Source organism: Micromonospora noduli (genome assembly GCF_003264475.1).
In the GTDB taxonomy this organism is placed as follows: Bacteria; Actinomycetota; Actinomycetes; order Mycobacteriales; family Micromonosporaceae; genus Micromonospora; species Micromonospora noduli.
The window spans coordinates 1-2668 of the sequence record NZ_PYAC01000038.1 but is presented as its reverse complement, the minus strand read 5'-3'; the positions used below and the strand labels follow the sequence as shown (position 1 = coordinate 2668).

At 71.4% G+C, this 2668-nt stretch carries 3 protein-coding genes and 1 pseudogene; 2 read left to right on the top strand and 2 right to left on the bottom strand.

The features are described 5' to 3' along the window. Positions 1–182: 182 nt before the first annotated feature. Entirely contained in the window at positions 183–1433 is a 1251-nt protein-coding gene (locus tag MED15_RS26720) for an HNH endonuclease signature motif containing protein (RefSeq protein WP_112737255.1), read from the top strand. Here the strand turns inward: MED15_RS26720 and MED15_RS33645 are convergent. After that, on the bottom strand, positions 1415–1660 hold the full coding sequence (locus MED15_RS33645) for a hypothetical protein (RefSeq protein WP_167457742.1): 246 nt from the start codon (positions 1658–1660) through the stop codon (positions 1415–1417). The two genes, MED15_RS26720 and MED15_RS33645, sit on opposite strands and share 19 nt — an antisense overlap. A gap of 173 nt (positions 1661–1833) precedes the next feature. After that, positions 1834–1995 carry a hypothetical protein gene (locus tag MED15_RS33870; protein WP_208646734.1) on the bottom strand — a complete coding sequence of 54 codons (162 nt, stop codon included), beginning with the start codon at positions 1993–1995 and terminating at the stop codon, positions 1834–1836. 231 nt (positions 1996–2226) lie between these two features. Between MED15_RS33870 and MED15_RS34360 the strand changes: the two are divergent. Next, a pseudogene (locus MED15_RS34360) lies at positions 2227–2668 on the top strand (hypothetical protein); the annotation flags it as partial.

Below are 2668 nucleotides of genomic sequence, written 5' to 3'. Positions count from 1 at the left end.
GGCGCGGCTTCACGGCGCGGCGCGGCGAGCGCGGCCGCGCAAGCGGGCACGGCAGGGGGCACTGCACGCGGGCACGGCAAGCGGGCACGGCAAGCGGGCAGCTCACGATGATCGACGAAGGTAGTTTCGCTGATTGATCAAGCCGAATCGAAAGTGTCGTACGCCAGTTCTATTCTGCTTTCATGTTGGAGGTGTTGGCGCAGGTGGACGGGGCAGTTGACGACTGCGTCGAGACCGCGCTCTGGGCGCTCTCCGATGACGACTTGCTTGCTTCTCTCGACGCGACTCAGATGTTGGCGCAGCGGTTGGCCGCCGTTCAGCTCGGTCTGGTCCGCGAGTTGGACGGTCGCGGGGTGGCGGTCACCCAGGGCGCCTCGTCCACCGCCGTCTGGCTTCGAGAGCGGCTGCGGCTCTCGGGTCGCAGCGCCCGCCAGCTGGTCCAGCTCGCCGCCACCATCGACGCCGCCCCGCCAGCGGTGCGCGACGCGCTGCTCAGCGGTGCCATCACCGTCGAGCAGGGTCGGGTGGTGGCCGAGACGATCGCCGCCCTCCCGGTCGAAGCCGGTCCCGAGGTGGCGGACAAGGCCACCCAACTACTGGTCGCCTGGGCCGACCGTTTCGACCCGACAAGCCTGAGCCGGCTCGGGGAGCGCGTCCTCGCGCACGTCGCCCCGGAGTTGGCCGACCAGGCCGAGTTGAAGGCTCTGGAGCGGGCCACCGAGCGGGCCGAGGCCCGCCGGCACGTCACGCTCTCCGAGCAACAGCACGGCCAGGTACGCCTCAGCGGCAACCTCGACACCGAAACCGCGAGCCTGCTGCGCGAGGCGATCGATCCGCTCTGCGCCCCAGCCGGTGAGCATGATGACCGCAGTCCTGGTCAGCGCCGCGCCGACGCGTTGGGCGAGATCTGCCGACTGGCGCTACGCACCGGTCAGCTGCCCGACAACGGCGGCGACCGTCCTCAGCTGGTGGTGACCGTTTCGCTGGAGGAACTGGTCAACGGCGTACGCGCCGGAACACTGGAAACCGGCACGCCCCTCACCCCCGGTGCGGTCCGCCGCCTGGCCTGCGATGCGGGCGTGCTGCCGGTCGTGCTGGACGGCAACAGTCAGGTCATGGACGTCGGCCGGCAGCGTCGGCTCTTCACCGGCCCGTTGCGGCGCGCGCTGGTCCTGCGGGACGGCGGTTGTGCCTTCCCTGGTTGCGATCGACCGCCGAGATGGTGCGACGGTCACCACATCCGACACTGGGCCGACGGTGGAATGACGGCGCTGGGCAATGCGGTGCTGCTCTGCGGCTACCACCACCGTTTCATCCACCGCGGCGACTGGACGGTCCGTCTCGCGGCGGACGGTCGACCTGAATTCCTCCCGCCCAGCTGGCTCGACCCGCTGCGCACCCCGCGTCGCAACCTCTACCACCTGCGCTGCTGATGCCGCCCACCACGCCCACGCCACCCGCGACCGCGCCTTGCGACCGCCACCGCCACCGCCACCGCGGCCGGCACCGCCACCGCGACCGCCCCACCACCACCACCACCACCACCGCCACCGCCACAGCCCCGCCACCACCACCGCCACAGCCACAGCCCCACCACCGCCACCGCCACTGCGGCCGCGACCGCGACCGCGACCGCGACAACCTGCTGTCCCTGCCGCACCAAGCCGCGTCTCCCGGTGATTGATCGACTCGGCTTCCTGGAAACCGGGGCGTCGCATCGGCCCAAACACCGCAACTTCCTGAAAGCCGAGTCGATCACCGGCGTCGCGGCGGTCACGGCGTCGCGGGCGTCGCGGCGATCACGGCGTCACGGGCGTCGCGGCGATCACGGCGTCACGGGCGTCGCGGCGATCGCGGGGGTGCGGCGATCGCGGGGGTCGCGGCCATCGCGGCGATCACAGGCGTCGCGGCGGTCGCGGCCATCGCGGCGATCACGGGCGTCGCGGCGGTCGCGGCCATCGCGGCGATCACGGGCGTCGCGGCATGAGAAGGCACGGCGCGAGGCGGGGCGTGATCGCCCATTGACACCCGGGCGGGCAACACGCCGCCCCGGATGGGTGGTCGCGTCGGTAATTCGCTGGATGCGTCGGGTTGGGGAGCGTAAGGTGGCAGGCCGCTTGACGGCCAAGGTGAGCTGCACCGGAACGGACGTCTTCGCGCCGGGCGGCCGGCCATCCGCCCCCGGACACGCGAGCGCGCAGCAGATGTGAACGATGGGACGTCAGCATGCCCGCACTTGACCTCGGCACCCAGCTCGACACCAACACCGACCTTGACCTCGACGCGGACTTGGCCGCCGAACGCGCACACCTCACCACCTCGCGGGCGGCGCTGGGTCGGATGCGGGAGCGGGCCGAGTCTCTCTTCGCCACCGGTGATCAGGTGGCCGGCGACGCGTACGCGGCCGAGACGCTCGGCCGTACCCTGGCCCGCCGGGTCGCCGAGCTGGCCGACGACCCGACCACTCCGCTCTTCTTCGGCCGCCTCGACTTCGCCGGCGCCCCGGACAACAGCGCCACGGACACCGGGACCGCGGACAACAGGACCACGAACACCGGGACCACGAACAACAGCACCACGGACACCGGGACCACGAACACCGGGACCACGAACAACAGCACCACGAACAACAGCACCACGAACACCGGGACCACGAACACCGGGACCA